Origin of the sequence: Chryseobacterium culicis (genome assembly GCF_002979755.1) — a bacterium.
Lineage (GTDB): Bacteria > Bacteroidota > Bacteroidia > Flavobacteriales > Weeksellaceae > Chryseobacterium > Chryseobacterium culicis_A.
The window spans coordinates 1267727-1294486 of record NZ_PCPP01000001.1 but is presented as its reverse complement, the minus strand read 5'-3'; the positions used below and the strand labels follow the sequence as shown (position 1 = coordinate 1294486).

The 26760-nt window shown below is 34.4% G+C and carries 16 protein-coding genes and 1 tRNA gene; 9 read left to right on the top strand and 8 right to left on the bottom strand.

Annotation, left to right across the window (positions count from 1 at the left end; translation table 11 throughout):
- Positions 1–69: 69 nt before the first annotated feature.
- The 4 genes from CQ022_RS05975 to CQ022_RS05960 all read left to right on the top strand — a co-directional run bounded on the left by CQ022_RS05975 (position 70) and on the right by CQ022_RS05960 (position 5467).
- Complete coding sequence (locus CQ022_RS05975) at positions 70–3033, top strand: tetratricopeptide repeat protein (RefSeq protein WP_105681893.1); 2964 nt, start codon at positions 70–72, stop codon at positions 3031–3033.
- Between the two features lie 3 nt (positions 3034–3036).
- Positions 3037–3528, top strand: a complete 492-nt coding sequence (locus CQ022_RS05970; RefSeq protein WP_105681894.1) for a hypothetical protein — start codon at positions 3037–3039, stop codon at positions 3526–3528.
- 34 nt (positions 3529–3562) lie between these two features.
- Complete coding sequence (locus CQ022_RS05965; RefSeq protein WP_105682752.1) at positions 3563–5326, top strand: TonB-dependent receptor; 1764 nt, start codon at positions 3563–3565, stop codon at positions 5324–5326.
- A gap of 69 nt (positions 5327–5395) precedes the next feature.
- Positions 5396–5467 (top strand) — tRNA-Arg (locus CQ022_RS05960).
- Positions 5468–5636: 169 nt separating this feature from the next.
- Here CQ022_RS05960 and CQ022_RS05955 read toward each other — a convergent pair.
- Both CQ022_RS05955 and CQ022_RS05950 read right to left on the bottom strand, forming a co-directional pair.
- Positions 5637–5819, bottom strand: coding sequence for a PTS sugar transporter subunit IIBC (locus CQ022_RS05955; RefSeq protein WP_105681895.1), 183 nt, complete (start codon positions 5817–5819; stop codon positions 5637–5639).
- Positions 5806–7296 (bottom strand): recombinase family protein, encoded by a 1491-nt coding sequence (locus tag CQ022_RS05950; RefSeq protein ID WP_105681896.1) that lies wholly within the window; start codon positions 7294–7296, stop codon positions 5806–5808. Before CQ022_RS05950 ends, CQ022_RS05955 begins: the two co-directional genes overlap by 14 nt.
- 232 nt (positions 7297–7528) lie before the next feature.
- On the opposite strand from CQ022_RS05950, the gene CQ022_RS05945 reads away from it, so the two are divergent.
- On the top strand, positions 7529–11587 hold the full coding sequence (locus CQ022_RS05945) for a hypothetical protein (RefSeq protein ID WP_105681897.1): 4059 nt from the start codon (positions 7529–7531) through the stop codon (positions 11585–11587).
- An 89-nt stretch (positions 11588–11676) separates the two neighbouring features.
- Entirely contained in the window at positions 11677–12477 is an 801-nt protein-coding gene (locus CQ022_RS05940) for a TIGR02391 family protein (protein WP_123864393.1), read from the top strand.
- Positions 12478–12567: 90 nt separating this feature from the next.
- Here the strand turns inward: CQ022_RS05940 and CQ022_RS05935 are convergent, their stop codons facing one another.
- The 5 genes from CQ022_RS05935 to CQ022_RS05915 form a co-directional block, all read right to left on the bottom strand.
- Entirely contained in the window at positions 12568–14424 is a 1857-nt protein-coding gene (locus CQ022_RS05935; RefSeq protein ID WP_105681899.1) for a UvrD-helicase domain-containing protein, read from the bottom strand.
- Between the two features lie 4 nt (positions 14425–14428).
- On the bottom strand, positions 14429–16420 hold the full coding sequence (locus tag CQ022_RS05930) for an ATP-dependent nuclease (RefSeq protein ID WP_105681900.1): 1992 nt from the start codon (positions 16418–16420) through the stop codon (positions 14429–14431).
- A 238-nt stretch (positions 16421–16658) separates the two neighbouring features.
- Positions 16659–19754, bottom strand: coding sequence for a DEAD/DEAH box helicase (locus tag CQ022_RS05925; protein ID WP_105681901.1), 3096 nt, complete (start codon positions 19752–19754; stop codon positions 16659–16661).
- 174 nt (positions 19755–19928) lie between these two features.
- Positions 19929–20807 (bottom strand): hypothetical protein, encoded by an 879-nt coding sequence (locus CQ022_RS05920; RefSeq protein WP_105681902.1) that lies wholly within the window; start codon positions 20805–20807, stop codon positions 19929–19931.
- Between the two features lie 3 nt (positions 20808–20810).
- Complete coding sequence (locus CQ022_RS05915) at positions 20811–22655, bottom strand: caspase family protein (RefSeq protein ID WP_105681903.1); 1845 nt, start codon at positions 22653–22655, stop codon at positions 20811–20813.
- A 625-nt stretch (positions 22656–23280) separates the two neighbouring features.
- On the opposite strand from CQ022_RS05915, the gene CQ022_RS05910 reads away from it, so the two are divergent.
- Together CQ022_RS05910 and CQ022_RS05905 are read left to right on the top strand one after the other, a co-directional pair.
- On the top strand, positions 23281–23463 hold the full coding sequence (locus CQ022_RS05910) for a hypothetical protein (protein WP_105681904.1): 183 nt from the start codon (positions 23281–23283) through the stop codon (positions 23461–23463).
- A 59-nt stretch (positions 23464–23522) separates the two neighbouring features.
- The gene (locus CQ022_RS05905) at positions 23523–24257 is read left to right on the top strand and encodes a hypothetical protein (RefSeq protein WP_105681905.1); all 735 of its coding nucleotides are present in this window, start codon (positions 23523–23525) and stop codon (positions 24255–24257) included.
- Positions 24258–24534: 277 nt separating this feature from the next.
- On the opposite strand, the gene CQ022_RS05900 is transcribed toward CQ022_RS05905, so the two are convergent.
- On the bottom strand, positions 24535–25380 hold the full coding sequence (locus CQ022_RS05900) for a class I SAM-dependent methyltransferase (protein WP_105681906.1): 846 nt from the start codon (positions 25378–25380) through the stop codon (positions 24535–24537).
- 436 nt (positions 25381–25816) lie between these two features.
- On the opposite strand from CQ022_RS05900, the gene CQ022_RS05895 reads away from it, so the two are divergent.
- On the top strand, positions 25817–26746 hold the full coding sequence (locus CQ022_RS05895; RefSeq protein ID WP_228421582.1) for an SDR family NAD(P)-dependent oxidoreductase: 930 nt from the start codon (positions 25817–25819) through the stop codon (positions 26744–26746).
- Positions 26747–26760 lie beyond the last annotated feature (14 nt).

The window sequence follows — 26760 nt, the reverse complement described above, 5'->3', positions numbered from 1 at the left end:
CTTGCTTAAACAATAAGTTTTTAATATTTTCGTTAACTTATTTAGACTAATTTTCTTATATCAAGAAGAATGAAATCAAAAAAAATACTCTTAGCGGCTGCAGTAATTTATTTCGGAATCTCCGATGCTCAACAGTCTCAATATTTTACCCAGAAAGAAAATTACAGGTTTAATCTAGCCGAAAATCTTTATCAAACTAAAATATACAACGCTTCTCAATACGAATATGCAAGACAATACTTCTATAATCAGAATTTGTCCCGTTCGAAAAAAGAAGGTGCGCAGTTTTTTGATAATGTAATTGGTGTGATTCTTCAGAAAAATCATGCTGAAGAAGGATTAACCGCTTTCATGAAAGAATATCCGAATTCTGCTTATTTTGCGCAGGCTAATCTTCCTTTGGCAGATTATTACTTGGCAAAAAAAGACTTTGACAAAGCACTGGAAACTTTGAAAAAAGTGAATCAGTATCAGCTTTCAAAAGAAGAAAATACCCAGTATATTCTGAAGCTTGGTTATGCCAAATTCATGACGGGTGATTCTAAAGGCGCCATTGATGCTCTGGAAGAAGCTTATAAAACAGCAGATCAGTCTCAAAAAGGAGATATCGCTTATATGCTCGGGCATTTATATTACAGCAACAGACAGAATGATAAAGCTTTCCAATATTTTGATTCTGTAAAAGATCAGGATAAATTCTCTAAGCTGGTACGTCCTTATTATGTACAGATGTATTATAATGATAAGAACTACGATCAGGCAATTACAGAAGGAAATGCTCTGTTAAACGAAAATATTTCAGATTCTTATAAAGCGGAAGTTCATAAGATCATCGGGGAGAGTTACTTCATGAAGAATGATTACACCTCTGCCTATCCGCATTTGAAAGATTATCTCAGCGTACAGCAGAATCCGTCTGAAAACGATTTGTATGAGATGGGATTTGTGGCTGCACAGCTGAAAAAATATGATGAAGCAGTTTCCTATTACAACCAGCTTCTGAACAGTAATTCTGCGTTAGCTCAAAATGCTTACTACCAGCTAGGAAATGCTTACCTGGCAGTAGATAAAAAGCAGGAAGCTCTTTCAGCATTCCGTTCTTCTTATCAGATGGATTATGATGCGAAAGTGAAAAAGCTGGCACATGAGCAGTATGCTAAACTAAGTTATGATATCGGTAACCCGTTTGAAAGCCCTTCTGCGGTAATCCAAAGTTATATCAATGATAATCAGAATGGAGCTAACGCTACGGAAATGAGATCTTTATTGGTGAAATCCTATCTGTATTCCGGAAACTATAAAGAAACGCTGAACGCTATTGACAGATTGCAGAGCTCAACGCCTGAAATCAATAAGGTAGATCAGGAAGTTTCTTATTTATTGGGAACTGAAGAGTTCAACAAAGGAAACTATGACGAAGCTGAGAAATATTTCTTAAGAAGTCTTGGTTTCAATATTAATAAGGAATTCAACAGCCGGGCTTTATACTGGCTGGCACAGGTGTATTACCAGAAAGGGAATTATCCGTCTGCCATTGTTCGTTACGAGAAACTCCTTACCGAAAACTTCCCTGAGAAACAACAGTTGCCTTATGATTTAGGATATGCTTATTTTAAATCTAAGAAATTTGATCAGGCATCAACGTATTTCAAACAATATCTTACCAATCCGAAGCCGGAATTTAAAAATGATGCAGAACTTCGTCTTGCAGATATTCATTATGCGAATAATGACCTGAATGAAGCCATTGCCATCTATGATAAAAATGAAGATGCTACGGATTATACGTTGTACCAAAAAGCCATGGCTTTAGGATTTAAAGGAGATACACAGGCGAAGATTACCAACCTTAAAAACCTTTTATCAAAATATCCGGATTCCGAATATTATGACGATGCTCAATATGAAATAGGAACAGCCTATGCTGCTCAGGATGATTTTGCCAATTCCAATGATTATTTCGGAAAAGTAATTAAAGGATCTTCGGACAAAGACCTGATCGCCAATGCCTCTATTTACAGAGCGCAGAATTATATTGATCAGAATCAAAACGATAAAGCACTTTCTGAACTGAAATCTTTGGGTGAGCAGTATAAAAATACAGCCTATGCTCAAAAGGTTGTTCAGGCAGCAAAACCTATCTTTACGAAAAACGGAGATGTTTCAGGATATGAAAGTTTTGCAAGAAATATTGGAGTGAATGTAGATGCTGCAGAAATTGATGAAATCAACCTTTCTACCGGTAAACAATATTTCGCGAAGAAAGATTATAAAAATGCAATTTCTTACTACGAAAAGTATCTGACACAGAATCCAACAGGGGAAGGATTGTATCAGGCGAAGTATGAATTAGGAGAAAGTTATTACCAGACTAGTAATTCAACTAAAGCTTTACTTGTTCTTCAGGAAGTAGCTGGAATTCAGAATGATTACCAGGATGACGCACAAACTCGTTTAGCTCAAATCTTTATTGCACAAGGCAATACTGCAGAAGCGAAAAAGTATCTTGAAGGCATTAAAAACTCTTCCAATATCAGCATTAAAAACTATGCAAATGTGGAGCTGATGAAACTGTATGCTGAAGAAAATAACTTCTCTGAAGCTGAAAAATTGGCCAATGCAGTAATCGCTAATTCTAAAAACTCAGCAGCGGTAATTGAAACGGCAAAAGTGATCAAAGCAAGAAGTCTGATGAACTCAGGAAAAGATAAAGATGCTCAGGCGGCTTATGTTTCTCTTGAGAAATCATCCAACACTTCAGTAGCTGCGGAAGCTTTGTATGCTAAAGCGTATTATCAGAATAAAGGAAAGGCTTTCAAATCTTCTAATGAGACGATCTTTAAGCTTGCCAATAACTATGCATCAGAAGAATTCTGGGGAGCGAAGGCCTTGGTATTGATGGCGAAAAACTATATCGGTCTGAAGGATAACTATCAGGCAAGTTATACATGTGACCAGATCATTACCAATTATAAGGATTTCCCTGAAATTGTTGCTGAGGCTAAAGAAGTTAAAAAACAGATTAAGAAATAGGACATGAAGGTGTTTAAAATTGCCACATATTCTTTTTTAATTTCTGCTTCTCTTTGGAGCTGCATTCCATCGTACAGTGCATATCCTAAAGAGTATAACCACGCAAAAGCTGATTTCAAGAAGCAAAAAGCTTTTGTAGTGAATAAGGATCTTAAGGAAGAATTTGACATTTTAAAACATTCAGATATTTATGAAATTGTAGAAGACAGTACCCATGCAGCTAAAATAACACTGCATCCGATGAAAACCTATACTCCTCCTTGTGGAAACCCAATGATTGGAAGTATGCTTACAGTGGGATTATTGCCTTCAGGATTTCCTTACGATATTTCTTACAGTTATGATGTAGCAGAGAACAGCACAACAAAAAATTATCAATACAAATTACAAGTTTATCAAAGCCTTTGGCTGTTTAATATATTCAGACTAGGGAGAACTTTTTCAAAACAGTCAGGGAAAGCTTTATTAGGCAATTATATTGCTTCCAATAAATAAAACCCGTTATATATTTTTTTCAAATAAAGAAAATATGAACAAGAAGATTCAAATATTATCCATATTATTTTTAGGAATTTCGTCAGTGGCGTTTTCCCAGATCAAGGAGGAAAAACTGGTTCTTAACAAAAAGAGAGAGCCGGAAGTGAAGAAGATCGAGAAGAAGAAAACTTCTGTGGAAACCATTAAAAATTATCCGCCGGAAGAGAAATCGCAAACCCCTGTGAAGTATACCATCACAGATGTTCCTGCTGTTTCAGACTTCAAAACGTCAACCATTCAGGGGGAAGATGTTGCTCCGAAATTTGACGGAACGGCTCAGAATAATTACTTCCAGTTCGGAATGGGTAATTACGGGAAAGTGCTGGTAGACGGAAACGTTTCAAAAACCCTTGAAAATAAGTTTGAAGTAGGAGCAGATGTTCATGTACTTTCCACCAATGGTCTTAAAAAAGATTACGACTGGAAATCCGGACAGACTTCAGCGAATATCGGAGCTTTCTTAAACTCTTATGGAGAAAAAGGAAAATTCAATATCAATGCGGAATATGGTTTAGACAGCTATAATTACTACGGTATTTATGCCATGCAGCCAACGGGTGAACTGGATCTGAAGCAGAAAGTCAATCAGTTTAAAGTAAACGGTTACTATGATTTTTATTCCAACGAAATTTTAAATGATGTAAGGGTAAAATCTTCTTTCCTTAAAGATCATTTTGATGCTCAGGAAAACCAGGTTTCCATACTTGCCAATTTCTCCAAACATGCGGTGGAATTAGGGAAATCAGGAATCAACCTGAATGCTGATCTTGGAGTAGGATTGGATGCGGTGAAGACCGATTTTGCGATCAGGGATAAAAATTCTTCCAATTTCTTCAATACCAGCCTGACTCCGAAAGTGACGTTCAGAAAAGGGGATTCTTATTTAACCTTAGGTTCTTCATTCTCTTTCCTGAATGCTAAAAACTCAGCAGAACTTGTTTCTCAGCAGAAAAACAATAAAACGTATTGGTTCCCACAGGCAGAGTTTCAGTTTGCGGCTGCCAAAGAATTTAAATTCTACGGAGGGGTAGACGGAGGTTTAAAGCTTAATACTTACGGGGATATGCTACAGACGAATCCATTCATCCTTTCTGACCAGTTTTTAAAGCCTACAGAGACGAAATATCATTTTTATGTAGGATTGAGAGGAGATATTGATGAAACGTTGAAATACGACTTCTCTGCAGGGTACGGAAAAATGAGAGATATTATGTTCTTTAAAGCCAACGGTCTTTTTGACAATACCTCTGTTAACCGTTCTGCCTACAATTTTGCCAATACATTCTCTGCAGTATATGACGATGGAAATGTAAGTGATATCAAAGGTAGCGTGCAGTATTTCCCATTGGCTAACCTTATTTTAGATGGAGAATTAAGATTTACAAAGTACGATCTTAAGAATTACGACAACATTTATAATGTTCCATTGTTCAATGCGAGCATCGGGGCAAAATATACTATGCTTGACAAAAAGTTATTGTTAGGTTTCAAAGGAATCTTTGCAAGTGACAGAACTACAAATTCTTATGCAATCGAAGGGGTAGGAGCTCCGAATGTAATTTTCCAGTCTACAGAAAATACAAACGATAAAGTTGGTGGTTATGCTGATTTAAATCTTTCTGCAGAGTATAAAATTCACAAAAATTTCAGTATTTTCGCACTCGGAAATAATCTTCTGAGCTCAAAATACCAGACGTACAAAGGCTATAAAGTCCTGGGTGCACAGATTCTGGGAGGGGTGAAAATTACTTTCTAAAGGTAGAAGGATAAATGTGAAAAGGCTCAGTGCCTGTTACCTAAATCCTACAATCTGCTACCTGGAATAGGCTGCATAGTTTAATGGATAGAACTTCGGATTTCGGCTCCGACAGTGAGGGTTCGAATCCTTCTGCGGTCACTTAAGGAGACAACAATTTATTAGTTGTCTCTTTTTTTTATTCATAAATATCTCTTTATCAGATTTTTAAAATTTGATGTTTTGTGTTCGATATTTTAAACGTAAAATATTTAGTCTGTTTGAAATAAGCAGGCTGAGAGTGCCACAATAGGCTTTTAGTCTACAATTGTTAAGTGTTCGAAATCTCTTTAAGGTTAGAGCTTTTTCTCACTTCTGATTTATTGTAGTTTTTCGCTATTAGATATAGTAGTTCTAATATAATTTTAGCTTCCTTATCATTTACCTGAACTCCATTTTTGGCCAAAATAATAATTGCTTGTTCTACTGAAACATTTCTATCAATGTAATTCATTTTTCTTATTGTTTTTTCTATTCCTTTTTTTTGACAATATTTTTGAGAATGCTGGATTTAAATCTAAAGAAAGATCTCCAGTTTTATAATCAATGTTGATGGGAGGAAAAAGATTTACAAGATGCTTCTTATCCGAAATATCAAACTCTGAAAATTTTTGAAATAGATCAACAAATATTTTATCTTCCATTTGATTCATTTTATCGATTATTCTTAATTTAAGATTAATATCCCGATCTTCTTTCTTTATATTTTTTGTGTTAAGTTGACTTTCCTTTTTTAATTCATAATAATCATCGATCTTAAATATTCCGGCTATAAACAATTTCCTACCTTGGGATAGAGTTAATCTTTCCTCTTTTATTTTCCTACCTAATATCTGTTGAGCGTACAAATAACTTGCCTTTTGAGTTCTAATATTATGATCTTCTAGAACCTTATTAAATAATTCAATTGACGTATTTGATAGTACCAATTGTTGAAGTTTACGTTGATAACATTCATTAAGCAGAATTGCTCCGATCCTAGTACTGCATCCGCCCTGGCAATGGTAATAGGGATATCTTTTTTGCTTACCTTTAGAAAAACTTCCAGTAAGTTTTTGGCCACAAACGGGACAAGTCAAAAAACCTCTGAGAAAAAACATTTCTTTTAAATCATCTCTTTTAGCTGTAATTTTTCTTTTTGTATTAATAATAGATTGTACTTGATAAAATAAAGACTCTGAAATCAATGGTTCGTGCAAACCCTTTATCATCTGTTTTTCATTAGAATTAAGTTTGATTGCAATAAGTCCACAATAAATTGGATTGCGCAAAATTCTAAAAAAGTGTGACCTCGAACATATTAGACCTTTATCATTGGCCATTCTATTAATTTCAGATATTTTATGGTCATTCTGGGCAACTTTGTTGAATGTCCACTTTATAATTTCAGCTTCAGGTTCTTTAGGTACAATTGCTTTTTTACCATCAATTAATGTTACGTTGATAAATCCTATGGGAGCTTTATTAGGATATCTGCCCATTAACTTCGCTCGACGAATACCATTCAAAGTATTTTGGGCTCTCCGGGTGTTTTCTGCTTCAGGAACAGCTAAATATACAGCCAGCATAACTGTGCTTTCCGGTACGGAGAAATCAATAGGCTGATCAATAGCCATTGCAGTTGTTTTGTACTTCCGAAGTTTTCCAATCATTTCGTAAGCATACTCGACATTACGACTGAATCGATCCCATTTAATAAATAATATATTTTTATCTTCTCCTGATGACTTCTTTTTAATTTCGGAGAATAGTTCCTTCCATTTAGGTCGATTGAAATTCTTAGCAGAGTAATCTTCACGATAAATTCCTTTGACTTCGATATTGTTGTATTTACAATATTTCAATAATCTGTCCTCCTGCTCAGGCAAAGAGTAACCTTTTCTTTTTTGTTCGTCTGTGCTTACACGGACATATAAATAGGCTGTTTTCATAAATATAGAGTTTACGAAATACTAACGTTTAAATTGGATTGATTTATTTGGAATTAAATGTTAACATCTTTATATGAAGAAATCAGTAGTATATGCTGTGTCCTGTAGAACTCTTTCCTAAACCTTATAATTACCTTATATCGGTGCCCTACGAAGGGGTGGATTATGGATTTCCGTAATTGATTAGGCACTTGTTTTTGGTATATTTGTATAACTAAGAAAATAGTATTAAATGTCAGCCATATCAGCTTTACGAGGTTATAGAACCCAATTTTTATACTCACTACATTATATCTTGTCTACTCTTGAAAACAATCTTATTTACCGGTTAGAAGGAGAGGAAGATTTGGATGTATTAGATCACCAAGGGGAACTACTTTATGCAATACAGTTAAAGAACCTTGGAAAAACCATTACCTTATCAGATATTTTATCCGATAAGAAAACTTCATTTGTAAAAAGATTTTTGGAGAAGTATATATCTGCAATTCCTGTATTGGTTTCTTATGGTGAAGTAAGCACTGACTTGTCAAGCTGGAATCAACATGCAAATGATGTTTCTGTAAAAGAAAAAGCTGTTTTAAAAAAGTATAAAATTTCTGAAGAACAATGGAAACTGGTAAAATCTAAAATACAATTTGAAGAGGTTGTAGAAGAAACGATAGCAGAGGAAGTGGAAAAAATGATGAAAAAACATTTTCCGGAGATTGACCCGATACCAACAATAGGCTATCTATTAAATTTGCTACAACTTATTGCTGAAAAACAGCAACCTACTACTGCAAAAGATTTTTACAGTAAAGTTCAAGATTTTGCAAGTTATCTTACAGAAAGGATTGCCCTACATGAACAATATGGTTTGGTCTTAAAACCTTTACACAAAGTTTCTACAGATAATGTAAATATTGAGCTTTTAGAAAAAGAATTTTATAATGCAACGTTGACAAGATATGAGCATATTTTATGCGGACTCGATGTAAGCAGGGAAGAGCATTTAGAAAAAATAAAAGACCATTTAGTAGAAACCAATGTAGTTATTGTTAAAGGTGCGTCCGGACAAGGAAAAACGGCTTTACTATATAGCTATGTTCACCATTATATAAATGTTTGGCTTTCTTTTGAGCTGAAAATTCAACAGGATCCGGTGATTTCTCAACAATCCATTCAGGCTATTGCAGCCATCAGTAAAAAACTGGATATGCCCGTTGTTTTTGTAATCAATGTAACGCCAAATGCAACGGATTGGCTTCAGATTGTAAAAGAATCGGCGCATTTTAGTCATATAAAATTTTTGGTAGCAATAAGAAATGAAGATTGGTACAGGGCAACAACTGTTGGTATAGAGTTTTCACACCATGAAATCGATCTGTTTCTTTCTATGAGCGAAGCAGAAATGATTTATTCCAGGTTGAACAAAAGAAGTATGATTCATCATTTTACCGACTTTGAAGAAGCCTGGATACAGATGGGTGAAGATATCCCCTTGTTAGAGTTTGTTTACTCTATCACTCAGGGTAATTCTTTGTATAACAAATTAAAACACCAGGTTCAGCAAATTGTAAATGAAGGATCTTACAATAGTAACAAACAGATCGGGTTTTTGAGAATCGTTAGCCTTGCAGATTCTTTGGGGGCAAAGATTGATGTTTCCAAACTTGATGAAAATGTTGATTACCAATTTATAGTTGAAAAATTAGAAAATGAATATTTAATTAAGAGATCGGCTGACAGGAAATATATTCAGGGATTACATATCGTAAGGTCTGCCAAATTAGTTGAAATTCTTTTTGATTCGTTTACCAATAGTAAACGTGAGTATGCATATAAATGTGTTTCCGTAATTGCAGAAGAGGATCTGTATTTATTTCTCTTACAATTATTTTATGAGGAAGTTTTTGAACCGGAATTTTTTATTTCTGACCTATCCAAACAAATCGCTGTAAATAATTGGTCAATATATATAGCGATTATTAAAGCATTTATTTGGGCAGGTATTCATCAGTATGTTGAACAAAACCGGGCAATCATAGATGAATGCCAGGTTATTACTAAAGGTGCCTGGGTAATGTTTGTGGACATCCGTTTTGGAAACAATTATGATACAAATGCTATGCTTGATCTGGTGAATGCAGATGATGAGTTTAGGAAAATGATTGATGACATTAATGAAAGGTTACTTCCAAAACAGCATGTTTTCAATTTAGCAATTTCGATAATCAATAAACTTCCATTTCCGGAAATAGTGCCACATAGTACTTTTGAATGGAGGTCATATGGAGAGGCGTTATTTTGGCTAAGGAATATTCCTAATGATAAAGAGACTGTACCGGACATTTCAGAAAGTCATTTTGAATCGGCATTCAAAACAATGGATAGCAAAAGTTTGTCAAAGCTTATGTTGGGAATGTATTCTTATTCACTAAAGCTAAACATGATCAGGGAAGAATACATAGAATACTTTATTGAAAGAATAAAAAAAGATTTTGATATTATCCATTTCTCTATAAATGAAGATCAGGTTAATGTGCACTTCGTTATTGATATAATTAAATATGATTTTGAAAGGTCTACCAATGGTTTTGCAGTGAACATACTGGATATTGTCAGAGCTGCTTTACCGGATAAAAAACAGTTTAACTCTCAAGGACATGGACATCGGTTTAAGCAGCTTTCTCTGGATTACGATGCTACACACAAGACCATTTCCATTGAAAATATGCATCTGGAAGAATGGGTAAACATAAATTCGTGCTTAATAAAACTCTATGATTATAAAAACAGGCCGGCAGATTGGAATGAGTATCGTATCCTGCTAAATCAATGGGAAATGCTGGGTCGGGAAAAAATCAATGAATACAACAACGCTTTTAAACAATTATTTAAAGAAAGGAATGTATATACGCCAATTGTCCCTATTATGCACAATGCACTATTTGAGTGGCCCGAAAGTATTTTAGAACCACAATCAATCACTGATCCATTGGGAATATATCGTACGGATAAAAATCAATCAAGTGATGAAAATGTAAAACTTGAGATAAATAAAAAATTAATATCTAAGTATGAAAAGTTTTTTGAAAGCCTTTCTGGCTTTAAGGGTAGCTTTGAAACCTTTATGAAACAGTCTGCTGAGACGATTTACTCAAAAGCCAGATTAAAAACCGAGAAAGGGTACATTCATAACGAAAATACAGAACGTTTATCCCAAGTTAATTTATTTGATTCGATTAAAAAACTGCGCAGTTATAATTTGAATTATAAGGACACTTTTGGAAGTGTTGACTCAAATCATGTGAATCAAATAGAGACCAATGCTTTACTTGTAACAGCTACTTTCTGGAAGGATTTCTTAAGTGACAGTACCAATGGTGATCATTCTTTCAAGCGAATCCTTAAGCTAAAAGACGATTTTGAAAAAAAGATTATCAAAGCTTGTAAAGCAGTTTCCACATCCAATATATTTTCTGTACAATATATCAACAATAGTACAACAGGAGGAAAGCCTGTTTTCATCATTGATAGTGATAATCCTCTTTTGTCACTAACCGGATATAGGGAAGTTTATATGATGCTTCGACAAATAATTGATACACCTGAAGCTACCAGTCTTAAATATCTGATGTTGGAATTATGGTTTCCTAAAATCTATATTATTCAAACAGTACGTGAAAAAAGCATGAATCATCTTTGGTATGAAATACGATTTTATACGATTGTTGATAACCCATTTGAAAAGCAGGGGGTGGTTAACACCATTCCAAAGCGCATCGATGAAAATATTATAGAGAAACTTAAAATTGAAAGTTGGGCAGCTTTATATCCCGAAATTAGTGAAGTATTAAAAGTTTCTGAAAGCTATGGCAGACTAGTATTTTTAGTTGATCACTTTCACGATCTCCGCCATTTTGATGACCTCTTGCTAAACGAATCTGAAATTGAGAATTTAAAACAACACACAGATAAGATTTGTGCAGAAATACAACAATCATTACAAGCTGTACTGGACGCATTGGTTCTTTGGGTGAACATGTTTCCTATAGATGAGGTAACTTACCTGGCAGATGAAACAGAAAGAGCATATTTTGAGACATTGTTAAATATTAAAGATAATATATGCCCGGAGTCAATGGTATTTGAAGATAATGCTAAAATTAATCTTGATATGAAATTAGCTTCAGAATGGTTAGAGAGACTGAATGGCTGTACGCTACACTGGGGTACATTTTTATTATTGTTACAGGGTAAAATTATTGATTCTTATCAAAATAAAATTCCAACTATTAATCAATAATATAGATTGAATTTTTGACTGAAGTTGTTGTGTTTGAGAATGCGATTTTTCCTATCTTGTTATGCAGAAACAAAACTAAAATTAAAGGAATGGCAAATACCAGACGCCCAATGTTTGATGCCCAAATTTTGGAGGGTTTATGCAAAACAATTGCAGATACAAATAATGGTTTAACGGGCTCTGAAATTGAGCATTTGTTGGCAAATGCTCGAATTAATGATGTTGATCCTGCAAATACAAAATGGAGGCGGTTGTTTAATGCTTTTGTCGGTTGGCAGAATAGCAATCAATGCTCGAACGCCATTTTAATATTTATACAGCAAGCCATGATGCCTGTCAGATATATTGGGAAAGAAGAATTATTTCACGATCGTAGATTAGAAGTAAATAAACGCCTGGCATTTATCGGGGTGGAATTGAAAGAGAATGGAAAATTTACAACGGTTGAAGCAGCTACCACAATTGCTGAAGCAGAGCAAAAGGCTAACCGTTTAAAACATAAATTGGAAAGCCGTAATACGCATGTTGAAATATTCAACTACTGTAAATCTGAATTACTGGTTGAAAATTATTTTCATGCCGTTTTTGAAGCAACCAAAAGTGTGGCCGACCGATTAAGAAAGATGACAGGGTTAAATACCGATGGCAGTACTTTAGCTGATACTGTTTTTTCAACAAACCATCCGTTGGTACGCATAAACAATATGCTGACACAAACAGATAGGAGTGAACATCTTGGATTATGTTATTTAATCAAAGGAATTTTTGGAATGATAAGAAACTCGACGGCACATGAGCCCAAAATTTCTTTTGTAATTACAGAAGAAGAAGCATTAGACAGTTTGACTACTATTTCTCTTATCCATAAAAAGTTGGATAAGGCAATATAAAAAAGAGCGCTTAATTTAAACGCTCTTTTTTAATGCAATACTAAGTTTATTTTTATAGAACAAGAATCGAATCTTCAGGGTTATTACCTTCTATGAAAGTTTTCTTCTTGTCATCTTTACTATCCCAGAATTTTGAAGTTCTTGAAAAAGAACTCTTATGTTTTTATATGTTTGGGGCTGCATACCAAAACGACCATTTTCCCTAATACTACTAAATGTAAACACAACTCGTTCTTTCGCCCTTGAAAGAGCTACAAAGAATGCACATTTATCTTCATCAGGTTGGCGTTGAAAGTTCCAAAAAGCTCCGTCTTCGAGACCAATAAAGATTACGGTGTGATATTCTAAGCCTTTGCTTTTGTGAATTGTCATTACCGGAATTGTATCTTTTCCAACAAGCATGTCCAACGCAGCGATTATATTGCTTGAAATAGCATAGTTTTTAATTAATTCATCCTGAACATTATTAATTGAAGTAGTGAGTTCTTTAAGATTACGATATTCGGGATAATATGCCAATATACGGTCTTCGTTGGCAAATATGATGATTTCGGAAATAAGCGTTTTAATGCTATCGTCATTCAAGTTGGCCCCACCATATTTTTTCCTTGCCTCCTTTATAAATTTCATTAGTTCATTTTCCAGTTTTAATAACTGCTCATCTTCTATTTCAATACGAATATTACTTATGAAATCGAAGACTTGTTTTTTTGCTTCAAAATCTTTTCTATTAAAAATTAGATAAAAAGCATTAATTATATACAGACAGACTTCCTTGGTAAGAATATCTTGAAACTTACTTTCGTCCCGGGCATTTATTCCGTTAGTATTGAAATATTCAATCAGTTTACCCGCATAGCTCTCCAAGTTTTGTTTAATAAGGATACAAATATCTCTTGGATCTAAACCATCATTCTTCACCCACTTCGATACGTCTTGGAAGAGTACTTCCATTTCTACATTAGGATTTTCAAATGTCCAAACAAAACACTCACCCTGATCAGGGTGCCATTTAGGCGATGGTCTGGCAAAATCTGTCTTGCCAAGCAAATGTTCAGTAAGGTAGTTTAATAGATGAACTAATCGAGGGGCACAACGAAAATTCATAGTAAGTGGAACGCGAAATGCTCTGGTATTTTTAGTGAAATCGTCAAACACTGTTTTTCTTGCCCCTGCCCACATCATAATTCTTTGTTTGTCGTCGCCAACTGCGGTAAAAAAACTTTCACTTCCCAGAAAGCAACTTTTAAATAACTCGTACTGCATATCTGTTGTATCCTGAAATTCATCAAGGAAAACATACTTGTAGGTTTGTTGCAGATATTGTTTAATCTTAGGATTTGAATTGATAATGAGTTCAGCCAATCTCATTATCATGGGAAAAGACAATGGAGTAGGATTTGATTTTAATATTTTTTGCCATACTTTATTTCTAATATTTTCTGCAAAATTGTTACTACTCTGTGGTAATTTGCCACCATGTAATGCCAACATTTCTTTATTACCCGTAGTATTAGCATAGTCAATGTTTTCGGATTTATAATAATCCAAAATAGCTGCGTCTTTAACTGCAACTTCATATTCATTTTCCATTTTATATTCATCTGGCAGTGCCTGCTTAAATCTATCTAAAATCTGCTTGGCAAACGAATCAAAAGTTAATGAATCAAATCTTTTTGAAAGCTCATCACCGCACCTTTCTCGTACCCGCTCTTTCAAATTATAAGCAGCATCTTTTTTAAAACTGATAGCTAAAATTTTATAAGGAAACGGACAGGTATTTGTTTGTAAAAGGTAGCAGGCTTTTTGAGCCAGCAATTCTGTTTTCCCCGCTCCCGGTCCGGCAACGACTAAATGGTTTTCAGATGCCTTAGCAATATGAAGAGCACTCGGTTCGAGTTGCATATCATCCACAGGTATCCATAATTCTGGTTTAATTCGTTTCATCTTCTTAATGAGCTTTTAGAATAGAAGATATACGATCGAAAATTTCGGTAAATACAGGTGGTAAATTGTCTTTAATATCCTCATCAGTCATTGATGACAATACTTGGATATGAGTGGTTGGTTTTCCCCTGCCTAAAAAATGGTAGTGATACCAGATCATTAGTTCCTTTTCTTCCTCAGAATAGGTGTAACCGGTTGCTTTTTTTGATTTCAATGTGGCTTGTATAGACCCTGTTAATTTTTCTTCAAATTCCTCTGGTTCTTTATCTTTATCGGGGATTTGAGGGCCACCTCCTTTTGGTATGTTTTTTTTATAAAACTCAGGATAGTGGGTAAGCATTAGAAAGTCCAGATCGAGTGGGGCAGAATAAAAAACGTCATACTCTTTTAAGCGTCTAAGCCATCCTTGAAGCGTTTTAACTTTCGTTAAATCCCAAGTATGCATTTTTTCAAGTTGTTGTGCTGTTAATATGCTATTATCCTTTAGCTTTAATACCTCATTCTTTTTAATCTCAATTTCCAAAAGCTGTTTCAAAGCATATTTTATTCTTCCCCAACCACCTCCTTCTCTTTCTCTATCCAAGTCGAGTAACGTAATATAGGGAATATGCAAGGCGTTTAATAATTTCCAGATATGGTTAACAAACCTATGTCCCAAAGGAGCAAAAGTGATGATGTTATCATCAAAGTCAACATCCTTAACATCCATTAACCTGTTGAATAAAACTTCTTCACTATCGCCTTCACCAATAACAACCAATCTGGCAAAATAAATTTCAGGATAATTGCGAACGGCTTCTTTTACGTATTTATACGCTTCATCGGCCTTGTCAGGAAGTAATATCAGATTCACTTTAGTTTCATATTTTTCTGTAATTCTAAAATGAAGGATTTGTTCCGGATCAAGTCGTTTGATGATAGCAGGTGTATGGGATGATAGTAATACTTGTGAATTTTCTTTTTCTGAAATTGATTGAAGAATTTTAATAACCCTTCCTAGCAACTGCGGAGCAATGTGGTTTTCCGGTTCTTCAATTGCCAAAATAGTAAGTAATGGTCTTGTTATTCCAATGGTTTCTTCGTCTTCTTCTTTGGCCAATTCTTCTTCTACGTCCAGTAACGAACATACCAGAGTCAGATAAAATAGTGAACGATAACCTTCACCCAACTCATCAATACCAAATGGTTTGTGAGTACCCGTAGGGCTAAAGGATATTTCCAGCTTTTTAAGAATGGAGTCAAGGTCACTTCCTCCAAAGCTTAACGTTGTTTCGCTATAACGTTCATCTTTGTGAAATTTTTGCCAAAAGGAAGTAATGGAAGTTTGAATAGTATTAAACTCTGACAATCCTTTGAAGGCATCATTGATCTCACTTATCTTGGCATCAAATTCTTCTTTGAAATCCTCCTTCCAATTGATTTTTTTTAATAGCCGATGCAGGATACTACCAGACGCATACTTTAATTGTTCACCTGGCTTTCGGATTGCAGGAACATAATATATTTGAATAAGGCCTCTAAGATGACTTGGGAAAATTTTCTTTGTGTCTGCCCCTTCCGGCACGCCTTCTGCTGCCTTGATGAAATAGGTCTTTACTTCTATTTCTCCTTGCTGTATTAGTTCTGATTTTCTCCAGCTTGATTCAAGTCGTATCCGTAAATAAGGATCTTCATACGTATCGTCCACAACCATATCTGAAAAGAAATGAGGAACTGAATCATCTCCATCTGTTGGAAAATCAATTCTTACTTCAATAGAAAGTTCTCTTTCTGTAATATCTTCAGGCCTTTCATCTTTTCCGATGTGAAAGTCTGATGCGAAAATTTCCCGCTCCATAAGCGATGCACCGAAAAGTTTTCTAAGTGTTTCTAATGCGGAAGTCTTTCCGGCACTGTTTAAACCAATAAAGCCGGCCAGCTTATCCTGTAAAGGAATGGTTACTCCTTTAGGACCGAATGATTTATAGCCCTTTATTGTAATCGATGATATTCTCATAATGATATTTCGAGTTATTAGATTATTTCCTGTCTTTATCTATCCTGTTTTTAACATCGATAGAAATCCTTTTCGTTATTGTATTAAGTTCATGGTTTTATTTACACTAAAATATAAAAGTTAAGGCTATCAAGATTATGGTTTCCCATAATTGACCTGAATAGTTATTGATTAAAACTACAACCTATAAACATTTATGGTTCGTTTTATTAATTTTTTAAAAATATATTTTCAAAGTTTATAAGGCATTACACATATCCTTATAGAAGTCACATTGTCCCCACAAATTTTTATTGCCAATGATGTAGATTCTTTTCTTTGCGCGGGTGAGCGCTACATTGAGCATATTGGGTTTTTGAGAAGCCCAGTTTCTTGCTCCCGGAGATTTTGGGTCACTACCTAAAACAAGGAATACAACATCCGCTTCCTTACCCTGAAATCTATGAATGGTTCCGCAATATATTTTGGGATTATTTTTAAATTCCCATTCACAAAAACCGGCAACCAAGGCGAAAGGAGAAATAATGAAGATTTCACCCTGATACTCATTTTCTTTTAATTCCTGTATTTTTATTTTCAGCAATTCAATCTCACCTTTGAGTGTATGTTTATTGACCAGGTTTGTGTCCTCTACATGAAACCACGTGGAATTTCCAATAAATTTATTTTTGGTATCATCTTCGGTGTCTTTTACCATCTGTCCGTCATAAGCTATTTTGTTGGCAATGTCAAACATCGGATTATCACATCTTCGATGTGTACGAAGTGGAAAGCCTGTCCATATTTGTTCATCTGAATTTGCAAGTGGCATATAAGTTCCGTTTGCCGAAATTCTATCGGCTAACTGTTGAACAGAAGTTTGTACCGGTGACCATATTTCATCTACCTTTTCTTGTTGCATGAGTTTATACACCAAATTTTTAGGGATTGTTACGACCGGTTCAACCTGTAAAGGATCACCAACAATTACGCATCGCTTAGAACGATAAATGATGCCTGCCGCCGATTGTGGAGTGGCCTGCCCTGCTTCGTCAATCAACAACCATCCGATTTGATCTTTTTCTTTGTTAGGAAATAATCGGCTGACGGAAGCGAGGGTAGTGGATACTACGGGTACACACAAAAAGAAGGTGCTCCATAAATTGCTGACAATATTTTCACTGACATTTGTGTATCCGGAAAGCATTTCAAAAAAGAGACTGAGGTTATTGCGTACATATTTTGCATTTGCCATAATAGCATGTTGATGAAGCTCTATGCTTAGCAAAAATATCTCACTTCTCAATTTTGCAACTTGAGCAGAGTGATAAGGCATTCTTTTATGCATCTCACTCATAGGTAAAGAAATAAAATCGGCATCCGCTAAATTTTCATAACCAATGCCGTACAAAGTATGAAGTTCTTCCCGCTGAGCAAGATAGAGATGGATAGAGCGTTGTAGAGCATCTAATTCTTTTGAAATTTGTTGCAGTTTAGTCTCTATTGTTGATAATTCTGTCTCAGATTCTTGTCGCTCTTTACGCTGGGTTACACAGTGAGATTGCAACCAATCATATTGATTGAGGTACTGTTCAATTTTTTTCCTCCATTGTTGATAGGAAGACGTTTTAAACAATTTCTGGAAAAAGAACCATAGAGGCTTTGTAGCTTGCAATTGTTGTAAGTAAAATCGTAAATTCTCAATAGATAATTCTTGTTCGGTTATTTGTCGCTCAAGCATTTTAATCTTTTCAAGTAACATTTTTTCACGAAGCTCCAATGGGCTTTTTTCCCGTTCCAGATTGGCCTTTTCTTCTATATCTTTTTGATATTGTGTTAAACCATTATGGAATGCTGTTGCTTTTTGTTGAAATGCCTTAAAATCTTTCAAATGAAGAGCCAATTTTTCTTTGGTTGTCTCAAAGTTTACACGATGATTTTCACTCTGGTCATTTTCCTTATCGCGATAAACATTGCGAAGTAAATCATGGAAATATATAAAATCTTTACTTTTATTAGATTTTCCCTTTTTGCCATTATCGGATTTCCAAAAAGCATTTCTAAAAATATTTCTATTCTCTGCTTTTCCCAAAGCGGCACTTAACGTTCCCCAATTGGGAGTCTTTGTTAGATACTGTGCCTGTTCTGTAAAATAGGCTGCTTGAGGGAAAGCACCACTGTCTATCTTCTTCAGAGAAGGCAATTCTTTGGTGATATTTTCTACCGCTGTATTATTGCTGCTGGCAACGACAATACCATACTGATTGATCAGGCTCTTATGCAGGTGGAAATAGCCGGCAAAACCTTCATCTTTTTCTATTTTCTCATACTTTCTATGAAAAAGATTATTACATCCTAATTTCATCATTTGCATAGCTCTCTTAACGATCACTTCGGAAACAACATCAAGCAACAAGGTTGTTTTTCCCGTTCCGGGAGGACCATTTATGCCTCTAATTCCACCATCTTCTTCAAAAGAAGAAAATAGATCGTTTACTGCGGCAGACTGTGCAGTATAAAGACTGTAAGATGTTGAAGAAGGCCATTTTCCGGCAGACATATTTTTGGGGTTAATGCAGTCAAAGAAGTGTTTGCGATCAGCTAAAACATCTTTTCTTTGAGTTTCAACATTTTTAAGATTCAGGTATTCCTGCAATGACCTATTGTAATTCTTAGCATCTAAAGAACACAGATGGTTAAGATCATCTAAATAAAAACTATTCAGAAAATTGACATCATATTTACTATTCTTATGAACCTCCTTTGCTATTAAAAATATTTTTACAGGCTCTTTATTCCAGGCCTGTATTTGTTTTTGCAAGTAGTTTAATTCATGATGCAACAGCTCCAATGTTACAACCTTTCCCTTTCTTACCGGTTTTTCATCATCTTCTATTTTATTTTCAGGAGCAGGGGGAATATTGTAGCGGAGTTCAAAATCTGCTTGCACAGTATTGAGTAATGATAAAACCTCTTCACAATTTTTGTTTTGCTCAAGCACTTGCATACCGGCAATATAAGATGCGAGAACATAGCTTCTTTCATCAGGCCTTCCTTCGGCATCCAGAAGGATAGTGGCAAGGCAAGTGTCTCCGGTCACTGACTGTTCCCAATCTGCTTGCGTATCTTTTACTTTTAGCAAGGCATCAATATTTTCAACGACTTTTTTCTTCTCTAATTTTCCAAAAAGCAAAGTGTATTGCCAAACATAGTCTTCCTTTGCAAGTCGCTCTTCCTGTAACCATGGCAGAGGGCTATTCTCTATAAGCTGATAACTATTTTTATTAAATTGAGGAAGATCAAAAACCTCCACATTTCTCCAAAAATTAAGTACATGTTGCTCTGGTGTGCTCATGATTCATTAGTTTGATCCTCTATAATACGAAAAATATCAATACTTTTTGATTTATAGATTGTCAATGCAGAAAGAAAAGGTTGTTTTTCAAAGTAGCTGTTTGAAATAAACATTCTGGACGTGCCATAATATAATTGTAATCTACAATAATTTGCTATTCGAAATCTCCTTAAGTTACATTTTATTTGTTAGAGCATTATAGATGCGTAATGCAACTTCTTTATCTTTTAAATATCCAGTGATTCCATGTTTGTTTGACGTATCGTTTAGAACCTTTCCATTATTTGTGATAGCAGGGTCTGTATAAAAATGAGGATCTATTAGAGGAAAGAGTGAAACAGTATCATTCTTATCAAAAGCATTGTACCAGCCATTTGTTGAGCATAAGGGCATAATTAGCGGGCTTTTTAAGTTCTTCTTAATTACTTTCATGCCAAGTGGTGATCCAAGAGTAATAATTTCCTTTATTGTTTTGGCTTTATAAGTACTCAGGATATTATAGGATATTACAGAACCTAATGAGTGTCCCACCCAAACACATTCTTCTTCAGGAAGGAAAGATTTTACAAAATCATCTATTTTACGTCTAATTATTGGATTCTTCAAGTAATGAAATACATCATTTGTAAAAGCCCAAAGGGTAGATTGGCCGAAAGAATATTCTGAGTCGATCTTTCGTAACATAGCCAGTACCCAAGGCCAATTTAGCGGACCTTTTTCAGTTATGGAAATTTTTGAGAATTCAGCTATCTGCTGATCTGATATTCCTGCATTAATGGCAACTTCCTCTAGAAATTGAGAACAGAACGCAGCATATTCTGGATCAAGTCCTCCTGCACCTTTTTCAATGACATCTTTTTGGTAGTTATTTCGGTTATCAATCAAGTCAATTAGTAAATTGCCATAGTAGGGAAAGATAATATCATCTTCGGACAGATTTAAAGTCAGCCCGCTTTTTTGTAATCCCCGCTCTAATGAATCTATCCATTCTTCTTTTAATTTAGCCTCTTCTTTATTTTGCTGCGAACGGCCATGTAATAGTACTAGTTTCATATTCTATATTTTATTTTGATGAATTTCTGGTATCAGAATTTTCGTGCCTTTACGATTGAAAGTAGTCCACAAGCCAGGCTCAAGAAAATTCGCTGCTTCGGCTATTCTAGAATTTATAATGTCTTTGTATAGACGCTTGTAAGACCATCCACTTGTCATTAAGGGACAAAATGATGCAGTTTTTTTATTTTTAGTAAGCTTACCTGATAGCATAGCAACATCATAAATTACAGCAGGATTGTCATGTTGCATATAATTGTAAACTGACTTTATCTTATTTTGATTTTCAAACTCTTTAAAGGCGTAAGCTGCATAAAGACCTAGTGATGGATCAAGATTTTTTCCTATACGAAGAAAGCTCCCCGCGTCAGGATATCCTTGTCTAAGTCTTTCAAAATTTACATCATCAAATACACTATTATAACTTAGACCATTATTTGCTGCACTTGCAACAAAATTTCGTTTTTTGTTTATCATTTCTTTGTTTGAGAGGTAGCTATAATGTGTATATTCATTTGATTTAGCTGGTGTGTAATTAATTGTAAAAAGGTGACCTTCTTTGAATATGAGCTGTGCCACGTAACCTTTTATAATTCCAATGGGAATAGATCTACCATCTTTAAGTACCAAAAGACCGTAAGGTTTAGGGTTGTCGGTTTTAATTTCGACCATAGAAGGAGACATAATAAATTCTACTCCCTTTGGAACAATAAAGTCAATGATTCTTTGACCTATAATCTGTATACCAGTTTCTTCCAAATCTTCAAATTTGTTAAAAAGACGAATGTCTGTTTCAAATAATTTATTAGCAAGTATTTCAGTGTTTTTATCAGATTTTTTAGTTCGGGACCAAAGTCTTCCTAAACCAAAGTTGAATTTATATTTGTAATGAGTTACTATTTCTATTGGAATAATTGTTTCATCAAGCCTGAATACTGGATTTGGCTGTATTTCGACTTTTATCTGACTTTTGAGAACAAGATTTTTACCTTGTTCGTCAGTGAAAGTTGAAAGAGGGTATTCTTGTCTATGTTGGCTAATATTTAATTGAGGTGACTGACCATTACTAACAAGAAATGATTTATTTTCAACGATTTCTTTTAGTTTAATACTTACTTCGTTTGCAGATATAATCCACTTATGATCTGGTTTTCGTAGATTTTTGTAGTGAAAGTTTTTTGAAAGCTCTTTAGGATCATAATATTTATTTAAAAACCATTTAACTTCTGCTTCTTCGTTGCTATCATTGTTTATAATGGTTTCCGTATATGAACCATTGAGATATTCAACCAATGTTTCTGTAAAAATTCCATAAGCATCTTTTAGGTTATTTCCCGCAACCTCGTACGCCACAGCTCCTGGCCGTGTGGCATAGAAAATATCGATTACATTGTCATCAATACTCTCCATTATTGGAAAGATTGAGCTTGCACCGTTTGTTTGATTTAGATTTGTTGGTAATGATCTGCAGGCATCAGAAATAAAAAGTACATAAGGGATTGGACAGGTGGATGCATTGTCTTTTGATTCGTTTACATTGATAAATTCATTTGGGTTAGTTCCAGCATTAGAAAGCAACCATAATTCCTGTTTAGGACCTCGTAAGATGCCATGACCAGAGAAATAAATTAACATTTGACTATATCTCATGGAATTCAGACATTCCTGTATAAAATCAAATATATCATTTGCTTTAACTACAAACTTATCATCATCCAAAAAGAGTTTGATTTCGTAATCTTGACTTTTCGCCCATTCGGAGAATTTTATGGCACCTTTGGTAGCACCTTGAAGAGGTGTAAAATTTTTGACAGTATTTACACCAATACATATTGCAATTTTAGACATGGTTAATAGTAGTTTTAGCTTTAAATAATAAAATTAGCAAAATAATTAATATTGAAATAACTATTAAATAAATTGCAGGGTTTTCATGAAAATACCTTTATTCTATTTTGGATTGTATATACTTGGTTTTCAAAAAAGAATATATATGAAAGACTAATAATAATTGATTGTTGAAAGTTCTGCAAGTTTATTTAGGTCTTCTACAAAAGTGTTCGGAAAATGCACCGTTGCGGTCACAAAAAAATGGCTCCAATTTAATCTAAATTGGAGCCATTTTTTTTGTTTTTAATTCTAGAATAATCCAGATTAATCTTTTTTAATGTTTTAGTAATTTAGGTTCGAAACACAAAAAAAATAATTTTTAGTAAATGATACCTCTTAAAAATTACTAAGATTCTCTTGGTACATTAAAGTATATTGTTATCAAAAATTACTACATACTTTAATGTAACCAGATTATATTTTTAAAAGTAATATCTTATTTGATTAAATGTATTCAAGTTTATAACTGATTAAGTCTATCCCAACATTTTTATTGTTTATTAATATACTAAATTTCAATTTAATAGGTGTATAATAAAAATTAGTTTTATTATTTCACTGTACCAAACAATAACCATTTCAAATGCAGTCAGATCAAGAACAATTAATAGGTAAACACTTGTTTAAAAAATACTTATTAGCGGTATGGCTTAAAGGCTTAGATTTGCCTGTCGATAAATCAACTCCCAATAAAAACATAGAAAGCTTACTGAGGATATCTCAAAGAGATCTGAAGCAATTGAAACTATTGCTGGATGATCAATAAAGCACCATATAGATTATTGCGAGTAAGATCATGTTATTAACCCAAAATCCCTAAATAATATGAATTTTAAAACTAAAATAGTTATGATTTTATTATCCTCTTTATTAATTACGAATTGTAAGGAGGAAATGAAAAATTGTGTAAGCCAATCTACCGATACTAATGTAAAACTATATAATGATTTAACAGATCAGTTGATACCTATTTTTTTTGGAGATAATTATTTAGGTGAAAAAAAATATTTTGATAGTTTAAGAGTAGCTTGGCTTAAAAATAGTGATGATAAATATGTCGAAGAGAGGACAAAAGCTCATAACAACCTTTTTAATAATCCTGAAAAATTTTGCAATTTGTATATAGATTCTACCAAAAATAAAAATACAGATTTTGCTACAGGTAGTAACAATTTTATTACAGGTAATACCAATTTTGCTGTAGATAATCCCGAAGCTCATATAAATTACATAAAAAGAAGGAAGGAGTTTTTAAAAGAATTTTCCAGTAATACAGATATTATTAAAAAATTAAGAACACGAAGTACTATAAAAGCAAATCAATTTAATTTGTGTACCGCAAAAGTCCTAGATCTGGCAGAGTATGATAAACATACAAATGAATGTGAGATAGGAATAGTATATTTTTCAGAGATTGTATTTGATCCTTCTAAAAAAAGAGCATTAGTTTTTGTTGACCATCGTATAAAAAAATATTTCCATAGAAATGCTATATTTAAACTAAGATTGCATGATAATTATTGGGAAATAGAAGATTTTACGTTATTGTTAACTTCCTAATTTCCGGCTCTTTTCTTTTTTCTCATGAAATTTAGAATAAGAATAACACAAAAGCCAACTTTTTCGGGAGTTGGCTTTTTATATATCATTGTATTTTTGGTCGTCTTGCGAAGTGTTGAAGATAATGAATGATGAGAGTTTAGCAAGTTTATCTAAATCTTCTATAAAAGTGTTCGGAAAATGCACTGCTGAGGTCACTAATCGCCCCTGTTTTAGGGGCGATTTTATTTATATTACCCCGATATTATCCACACACATAGCTATTTTGTTTCTGTATCTATTTTTCACCATAAATCACATTCGCACTAAAGTTTATAGCTACTTTACCGTCAGGATAGGTGTCATTTATCGTTTTATACACTTCACTTTTTATTTTTTGCCTCAAGGCATCATCTGCCATACTTAATGAATTGACAACAGGGCCGACTACTTCCGATGCGAAGCCCCAGTAAACATCTGCAGTTCCACAGTTCAGTTTACCTTCAATGTTTTTCTGAGAGATATTTTTAAAACCTGCTTTGGAAAATAAATCAGCTATTAAGTTTTCCTCAGCACAGCGAAACATTCCCGGAGCACCAGGTGATGGCGGAGGTAATGTCATATTTCTATTCACGCTTGACATGGCAGAGGTGAACCAGAGGTTTTTATCGGGTCCATTCCATACCGATGCTGCTATTCGTCCTCCGGGTTTCAGTACACGGATCATTTCCTGGGCTGCCATTAGCATATCCGGAAAAAACATAAATCCCATGCGGCAACTGATGACGTCGAACATGTTGTCCTGAAAAGGGAGTTCACTCACATCACAAACTACAGTTTCCACATTCTTTATTCCTCTTTTAACTGCATTTTCCCGGGCTACTTCAAGCATGCCTTCAGCAAGGTCGGTGATAACAACTTTTCCGTTGTTCAGCATGGTTGCAATGGTCAAACCCGGTTCACCTGTACCGGCTGCAATATCAAGAACATAATTATCGCCCTGCGGTTTCAGCTTTTGAATGATTTCCTCACCCACTGGCTTAAGAAAATCCATTGTAAGCTCATCCCATTTTCTCCAGCCGGGAGAAGATTGGTTCCAGGTTTTTTTTTGCAAATCGCGGATTTGTTCTAGTTGGGTTTCCATCTTTCATTGATTTTAATTATTACTTACTCTTTTGGGTTTTCAGCTTCTCCCTTTATTTTAAGTCATTAATTTCTTGAGATCATTTCGATTTCACGAGCATGATGGATTATGAAAAAGTATTGGCGGAATGTGGATAGGATTTAATTGAACATTCATTCAGGCAGTATGAAGCCAATATTTTTTTAACTACACTAAGTTACTTAAAAAAAATGATATGTAAAATATTGAAAACTAAATAAATAAAGTGGTTTTTATGTTTTCGGTCTTTTGTTAAACTGTGAGGTTGCAAATTCAAATTTTGTAATGATTAACATTAGATTTCACTATAGAATTCAGTATCGTGGATTTCGTTATAAAAATAAGGGATTTCGTTACATTGATGTTTTTTCATTATTTGAACTTTGTCACATGATTTTAATAGTAATAAAAGAACATTATGAAAAATAGAACAATTCTAATAACCGGAGCAAATATTGGTCTTGGTAAAGAAGTCGCAAGACAATTATCTTCAAATGGAAACATTGAAAAGATCTTTCTGGCATGCCGGAATTTAGACAAAGCGAATCAGGCTAAAAAAGACCTTGAATATACTACGGGCAGAAAAATCTTCGATATTATATTAATGGATATCAGTGACCCAAGCTCAGTCAAAACTGCAGTTAATGCCTTACCATATGCCGTGGATGCTGTTATATTGAATGCCGGGGGTCAAGGTGGAAAAGATCCTCTAGCCCTTTCTCAAAGTGGTATGACAAATATAGCCGCGACAAACCTGTTGGGTCATATGGTTCTTGTTGATGAGCTTGTAAAAATGAATAAGGTTAAAAACGAGTTCATATACGTCAGTTCAGAAGGTGCCAGAGGAATAAAAGGGGTTATGAAGAAACCTAATCTCAAAACAAACTCTGTGGCTGAATTTATCTCTGTACTCAATGGTTCTTTTTCAGATCCAAAATTTGATGGAAATGAGGCATATGGCTATGGATATATAAAATATATCGGTGCTTTATGGACAGCGGCAAACAGCCGTAAATATCCACATATAAAATTTATCAGCGTAAGCCCCGGAAATACAAGAGGAACGGCAGGGTATGACAATTTACCGACACTGACCAGATTCTTCTTCAAGTATCTGCTGGCACCAATCGTCATGCCACTGATTGGCATGATACACAGTATTCGTAAAGGGGCAGCAAGATATATAGCCGTACTGGACAATCCTCAAATTGAAAACGGCTCTTTTTATGCCAGTAAGGAAGGAAAGGTGATTGGAGATATGGTAGAACAGGGAGCAATATTTCCTGAATTTAGAAACACGGTCTTTCAAGATAATGCCGATATAGCCATGCACAGCTTTCTGAAATAATAAAGTTTATAAAA